Genomic DNA, 6,980 nt, shown 5'->3' with positions numbered 1-6,980 from the left:
TCCATTTTCACTGCGTTTTCTGCATCTTTTACACTACCATTAAAGGTTTTAAGCTGAATATCACTATTGTTCATTTTCAATTGGTTCAATAAAGGATTGATTAGTTCTCCCGTTTCGTCTATGACAGCAATCGTTTCTTCAGATCCTTCACCTTTATTGAAAAAGTCCATAATTCTAGACATATTAGTTAGGCACGCTACAATTAGCACTGTGATAAGCGTTGTAATAATAAATGATTTTGTTTTGAGCTTGGAAAAGTATGTATGACCAAGAATGATCCAAAAATTACTCATAGGAAGCACCCACCTTCTCAATAAAAATATCATTCAATGAAGGCTCTTCAAGTGCAAACTTTCGAATAAATCCTTTTCCAACAATCTCCTTCAAGACTCTCTCTGCAATGTCTTCACTTTCGATTTGCAAATGGATGCCTTCAGTCGTTTGCCGAGCCCTTGAAACGCCAGGATAATTCTTTAAATACTCAAGGCTGAAGTCAGCATGAATAACTAAATTCTTTTTCCCGAATGAACGTTTGATTTCTTTTAGGGCCCCTTTCACAACTGGCTTCCCTCTATGCATGATGCACAAATGCTCACACATTTCTTCCACATGCTCCATGCGATGGGAAGAGAAAACAATCGTAGTCCCTTTATTCTTCAATTCAATAACAGCATCTTTAAGCTGTTCCACATTTACTGGATCTAAACCGCTAAAAGGTTCATCGAGAATTAATAATTTTGGTTTATGTATGACCGCTGTAATAAATTGGATTTTTTGTTGGTTCCCCTTAGAAAGCTCCTCGACTTTTTTATCCACATATTCAGGTACTTTAAACCGGTTCAGCCAGTAGTCAAGCTCCTTCAATATTTCTTGTTTATGCATTCCCCTTAATCTCGCTAAATAAACAATTTGATCCTTAACCTTAAGCTTCGGGTATAACCCTCTTTCCTCTGGCAGGTACCCAATAATCGGACTAGTAGAATAATCAATCCGTTTTCCGTCCCATGTGATATTCCCTTCACTTACATCAATTAAGCCAAGAATCATTCGAAAAGTTGTCGTTTTTCCCGCTCCGTTCGCCCCAAGAAAGCCAAACATTTCTTTTTCGGGAATCGTTATTGAAAGGTCATCAACAGCTGTAAACTTTCCAAAGCGCTTTGTTACATGCTCTAATTTTAATCCCATTTCATACTCCTCCTATCCTCTTACTTATACGATTAATATAGAAAAAAGGTTCAAATACTTTTTCATTTTTTCCTATTTGATCTCCATTAATAAAGACTTTGCACAAATCCGAAAATTATGGAAAAATAATAGTAATCATTATTATTAGGATCAAGGAGGATTTTTTATGAAGACATATAAATTAACTGTTTTTGAAAAAAGTGGAGAAAAGCTTTTAGACGAGGCCTTTCAAGCAGGAGATGATATAGAGGCAAAAGGGAAGAGCGAGCAAATGATAAAGGAAAAAGGCTTCGATGAAAAAACATATCGCTGCACTTCTCCTTCTGGGAAACTCATTTTATTTCATTCTTAATTGACTTAAATGGCGATAGCAAAAAAGAACTGAAGCTAACCTTTTTTGCTTTTCGCTCACATTATTTTCCGATAAATACAGGTTTTCTTTTTTCGATGAACGCTTGAATGCCCTCTTGGTGATCTTGCGTTTGCGTCATTTTATACTGACCCGCTTTTTCAAGCTCGAGGATTTTATTTAGTTCTGGGAGGTTTTTTTCTATAAAGATTTTTTTCGTTTCAATCATGGCTTTTACTGGGCTTCTTAGCCAAGTATTTATTTTTTTGTCTAGTACATTGTTCAGCTCCTCTTCAACTGCCTCATGAATAAGACCTAGCTGGTAAGCCTCATCAGCAGCTAATGGCCTCCCTTCCCAAATGAGGTGCTTTGCTTTATCTTCTCCAAGACGCTTTTCTAAGAAATAATGGGCCGCACCATCAGGAATTAAGGCGATTCCAATAAAATTCATCGCAATCTTGCTCGATTTCTCAGCTATCACATAATCAGTCGCTAAGGCAAGGCTAAGACCAAGACCTGCAGCTGCACCCGAAATTGCACTAATTGTTAATTTAGGCATGCAATAAAGCTCTTTTACGACTGTACTAATGCTATCCATCACTTCAGGAAAGGCACTTTTATCAGTTGACGATAACATCGTTTTAATGTCTCCCCCTGAACAGAAAGCCCGTCCTTTTCCTGTCAAGACAACAATATCAACCTCATCAACAGTAGTAACCTTCTTTAATACAGCAGCCAGATCCTTAAGCATTTCTACGCTTAACGCATTAAGGGAATCTGGTCTGTTCAGCTCAATTTTAGCCACACGCCCATGAATTACCAAATTTACTGTTTCAGTTCCAAAGTCAATAGTCAATCTAACCCCTCCCTTTCTTTAAATCTAATTATAATGACTTTCATCAAATTTAAAAACTTAAATGAACGATTATTCATAATATTTTTGATAATAATTTGAACAGCCAAAATGAGAAACGACCGTAAAAAAATACGGCCGCATACTTTACCTATTTTGTCTCGGTCAGATCCTTTTGTACCTGATCTCTTAGTGCCATCTTCAGAAACTTGCCAACGGAGGTTTTCGGAATTTCATTTAAGAATAATATCTCATCTGGAAGCCACCATTTGGCAAATTGCGGCTTTAAAAATTCCAATATTTCTTGTTTGTCTACTTTACCTTGATAAGCTTCTTTTAGGACTATACACGCAACTGGACGCTCCTGCCATTCTTCATGAGGTACAGCTACTACAGCTGCCTCAAAGACAGCCTCATGTGCCATCAAGGCGTTTTCAATATCAACAGAGGAAATCCACTCTCCGCCACTCTTAATCAAATCCATCGTTCGGTCGACAATTTTCATAAAGCCTTCCTCATCAATGGTGACCACATCCCCTGTGTAGAGCCACCCATCACGAAACGCCTCAGACGTTCGTTCGTCCTTATAATATTCTGAGGCAATCCAAGGTCCCCGAATAGCAAGCTCCCCCATTTCCTTTCCATCCCAAGCTGCTTCTCCATCCTTCCCGACAATTTTCATTTCAAGTCCTGGAACGAGAATGCCCTGCTTTGCTTTCAAGTCTAGACGCTCCTCATAGGAAAGCTCTTCCTGATAGCTTTTTAAGGTAGAAATTACGACTAATGGACTCGTTTCAGTCATCCCATAAGCATGCATGAAAGGAATATTGTGCTTTTGTTCAAAGGCTTTGATCATCCCTTTCGGTGCTGCAGAACCGCCACATAGGACTGAACGCAGTGAGCTCATATCATACTTGTTTTCGTCAAGCTCCTTTAATAATCCCAGCCAAATCGTTGGAACACCTGCTGTTATGGTCACCTTTTCCTCTTGAATGAGTTCAGCTAATAGCCTTGGAGTAAAATACGGACCCGGCATAACTAGGTTTGTGCCAAACCAAACAGCTGCAAACGGCAATCCCCATGCATTAACATGAAACATCGGAACGACCGGCATGGCAATATCCTTCTCACTAACCCCCGCACTATCTGCCATTCCTAATGCCATACTGTGAAGGACGATTCCGCGATGAGAATAGATGACACCTTTTGGATTCCCTGTCGTGGCTGACGTATAGCACATGCCAGCTGGAGCATTTTCATCAAGATCATCTGGATAATCATAGTCACCCGTAGCCTCTTCAAGTAACTGCTCGTAATGGTAAACAGGAGATAAAGTTGTTTCAGGAAGCTCTTCATCATCCGTCATGATGATAAATGCTTTCACATTCGGCAACTTGTCCTTTACTGCTTCAATCAACGGGAGGATATCTGAGTCAATTAAAAGAACTTTATCCTCTGCATGATTAATAATAAAAACAATATGCTGCGGAGATAGGCGAATATTAATCGTATGGAGTACGGCCCCGCTGCATGGAATCGCAAAATACGCTTCCAAATGGCGGTGGTGATTCCAAGCTAGAGTCCCTATCTTATCTCCTCTTTCCACTCCTAGCTTTTGGAGACTTTCAGCAAGCCTTCTTGTCCGGTCAGCTATCTGCTTATATGTAAACCGCTGAATCCCGCTCGCTGTTCTTGATACAACCTGTTTCTTTGGAAAAAATCTTTCCGCTCTCTTGATCATTTGCGTCATTGTTAAAGGTGTTTGCATCATCATATTCGATTCCTCCCTTAAATTAAGCGCTTACATTCTATTCAATGAAGTGTATGATCTTTTGTACCTAAAACATTCTATTTAATTTAGAAAAACCCTTCTTATTTTCTAAATTTTCAAAAATATCATCATTAAGAAAAACCCCTGCTGTTTTAAACAAGGGTTTCTTGTGTATCAAATAATTCACTTAATAATCTCAACTTCTCATCTGTGTATTTCTCAAAGCTTTCATTGTATGTTTTTGGGTCCTTCGGATTGGCAAATTGTGTGATTTTCCCTGTGGTCGGATGGACAAATTTACTAGCTGCGCCACAACCCAGACCAATTATCGTCTGCTGCTCTTCCATGATCATAATATTATAGATACTGTCCTGACCGGGAAGTGAGTAGCCAACATTCTCAAGATTGCCAAGGATATTTTTTTGTCTATATAAATAATATGGGGTATAGTTATGCTCTTTTGTCCAATTCTCAGCCGTGTCCATCATCTTTTCAATTTCATTTCGATCGGCTACCTTGTATTTTTCCTTGTTTTTCGTCATTTCGGAAGCACGTTTGAAAGAAAGAGTATGCACAGTAAGCGATTCTGGCAAGAGCTTTTCTGTTTCACTTAGTGTGTGTGAAAATTCCGGCATGCCTTCACCTGGGAGCCCAATAATTAAATCCATATTAATATTATTCATGCCCATATTTCGTGCTAAATGGAACTTTTCTATCGTTTCTTCAACAGTATGATGTCTTCCAATCGCTTTTAATGTTTCCTGAATATAGGACTGCGGATTAATGCTAATCCGATCTATTTTCCACTTTTTTAACACTTCGAGCTTTTCAGTTGTGATCGTGTCCGGCCTTCCTGCTTCAACGGTAATTTCACGTATCTTTTCCACATCAGGGAATGAGGTATACATTTCTTCATAAAGCATATCCATCTCTTCAGCGGTAATACTTGTAGGGGTGCCCCCGCCGTAGTAAACTGTCGTGATTTTCACCTTATTTTCTTTAAGCCAGTCCCCAACCTTCCTCATTTCATAATGAAGACCTCCTAAGAATGAATCAACAGACCCTTGCCGTCCATTAATGGCATAAGCCGGGAATGTACAATAGGCACACTTTGTTGGGCAGAATGGAATTCCAATATAAATGCTGACTTCATTTTGAAGCTCATAAAGGTCAGGTACAACAGTCAGTTGCCTGTCAACAATTTGCTGCATAAGCTGGATCTTTTCATCTGTAATTAAGTAATCCTCTTTTAATTGATGATGTGCCTCGGCCATAGGTGTTTTCATTTTCATATGGCGATGCAGAAGCTTTGTTGGACGGATTCCAGTAAGGATTCCCCACTTTTGACTAATGCCAGTCCACTCTTGTAGAACCTTTAAATATACATGGGAAACGGCAGTTTTAATTTGCTTAAAATGCTCTTTCTCTGACTCTGTATCTATTAATAAAGCTTCATAGGATGCTGCCTTCTCCATCCTATCCCGATCTGTAAGCGAAGCTTTAACACGAACAGATTCTTTTGCTTCCAGATTAATAACGATCTTTAAATCCTCATCATGATGAGAATTCAAGGACACTTGGCATTCCTCAAAAAATAAATTTGCGATCAGTTGAAGCGGACGCAGAAACCGCTCATCTTGTAACCCTGTAACTAAAATTTGCAATGCAATCACCTTTTTATCAATATAGTGAAACTACCATCAAAATAGATTTGATGGCAGTTAGAATTGTATTATTATGAACCTATTTAAGTGTACAGAAATGATTATTTAAGGTCAATATGTAAAGAGCTGATCTGTTAAGATCAACTCCTTTTGAATAAAACTATTTCAATAAATTCATTTTCTTCAAAAATTCAATCGGATGCTGCTTTCTGAAATGCTCCTTCACCATATAGGTGACGCCGTGCTGATTATTCAAACGTGTGACCCAATCCGCTGCTTTTTTAACTTCTACAGGTGCATTTCCCATGGCAACACCGAGTCCGGCAGCTTCAATCATGCCAAGATCATCGAGGCCATCCCCAATCACAACCATTTCACTGCGGGCAATATCTAAGTGGTCTCCTAAATACAACAAACCATTAAGCTTGGAAACTCCAGCTGGTATTATATCGATACGGAGATTGTTCAGCTGGAGAATATCAATTTCTGAAAACATCCCTTTTATGGCTGCCGTTGCATCCAATTGATCTGTTTCATCCTCAAAATAAACTTCTATTTTCGGAGGATTGGCAGGGTCATCGAGGATCGTATCACTTAAGGAATCGACAAATTGCTGAGAATAAAAAATCGGATCTCCTGATGAAAAGACGGTCTTAGCCAGCATATTATGATTTAGCTTAGATTTGTTGGCTAACGAATATTTTTCATGAACCAATCGAATCTGACAGGAAAATCCTTCAAGCAACCTCACAATTTCATAAGTTACATCCTCTGCAATCCGCCTGACAAAAATGGGTTTATCCCGTGATCTGGCAATATAAGCTCCACTATGTGCGACAATGGATGAGTCTAATTTTAGTGCTTTTGCCACTTTTTTTGCGGATGGAAAGCTTCTTGCCGTTACTAGTGTTACATAGATACCTTTTTGCTGCACATATTCGATCGCTTCTTTTGTAGATTTATGAAGTCTTCCATTTGATTGAAGAAGAGTGCCATCAATATTTAACGCTAACAGCCTGTAAATCATCATATTGCCCCCTATTCGTGGAGTGTAAAATTGTCCTATTACACTTTTATGAAAGGAGAAAAAGGAATAGAACAATCCCTTTGAAAACTTCATCCCCTGAAAAATTTACCAATTTAAAAAATGTATAAAGA

General features: G+C 38.8%; 6 protein-coding genes and 1 pseudogene. 1 reads left to right on the top strand and 6 read right to left on the bottom strand.

The window, feature by feature from the left end; genetic code table 11:
• Together V7149_RS15785 and V7149_RS15780 are read right to left on the bottom strand one after the other, a co-directional pair.
• Positions 1-293, bottom strand: a pseudogene (locus V7149_RS15785) (ABC transporter permease); the annotation flags it as partial.
• Positions 286-1,185, bottom strand: a complete 900-nt coding sequence (locus tag V7149_RS15780; RefSeq protein ID WP_335346564.1) for an ABC transporter ATP-binding protein — start codon at positions 1,183-1,185, stop codon at positions 286-288. The pseudogene V7149_RS15785 and the gene V7149_RS15780, both read right to left, overlap by 8 nt.
• A 166-nt stretch (positions 1,186-1,351) precedes the next feature.
• Between V7149_RS15780 and V7149_RS15775 the strand changes: the two genes are divergently transcribed.
• The gene (locus V7149_RS15775) at positions 1,352-1,537 is read left to right on the top strand and encodes a YhzD family protein (RefSeq protein WP_335346563.1); all 186 of its coding nucleotides are present in this window, start codon (positions 1,352-1,354) and stop codon (positions 1,535-1,537) included.
• Positions 1,538-1,598: 61 nt separating this feature from the next.
• On the opposite strand, the gene V7149_RS15770 is transcribed toward V7149_RS15775, so the two are convergent.
• The 4 genes from V7149_RS15770 to V7149_RS15755 all read right to left on the bottom strand — a co-directional run bounded on the left by V7149_RS15770 (position 1,599) and on the right by V7149_RS15755 (position 6,849).
• Positions 1,599-2,390 (bottom strand): enoyl-CoA hydratase, encoded by a 792-nt coding sequence (locus V7149_RS15770; protein WP_335346562.1) that lies wholly within the window; start codon positions 2,388-2,390, stop codon positions 1,599-1,601.
• Between the two features lie 148 nt (positions 2,391-2,538).
• Positions 2,539-4,158: a long-chain fatty acid--CoA ligase gene (locus tag V7149_RS15765; protein WP_335346566.1), complete on the bottom strand. Its 1,620-nt coding sequence runs from the start codon at positions 4,156-4,158 to the stop codon at positions 2,539-2,541.
• A 152-nt stretch (positions 4,159-4,310) separates the two neighbouring features.
• Positions 4,311-5,822, bottom strand: coding sequence for a coproporphyrinogen III oxidase (locus V7149_RS15760; RefSeq protein ID WP_335346561.1), 1,512 nt, complete (start codon positions 5,820-5,822; stop codon positions 4,311-4,313).
• A 160-nt stretch (positions 5,823-5,982) separates the two neighbouring features.
• Positions 5,983-6,849 carry a Cof-type HAD-IIB family hydrolase gene (locus V7149_RS15755; RefSeq protein WP_335346565.1) on the bottom strand — a complete coding sequence of 289 codons (867 nt, stop codon included), beginning with the start codon at positions 6,847-6,849 and terminating at the stop codon, positions 5,983-5,985.
• Between the last annotated feature and the right edge of the window lie 131 nt (positions 6,850-6,980).

Origin of the sequence: Bacillus sp. JJ1503 (assembly GCF_036965125.1) — a bacterium.
Lineage (GTDB): Bacteria > Bacillota > Bacilli > Bacillales > Cytobacillaceae > Cytobacillus.
Note: the sequence above shows the minus strand (reverse complement) of the source record. Positions and strands in the feature narration are given on the sequence as shown.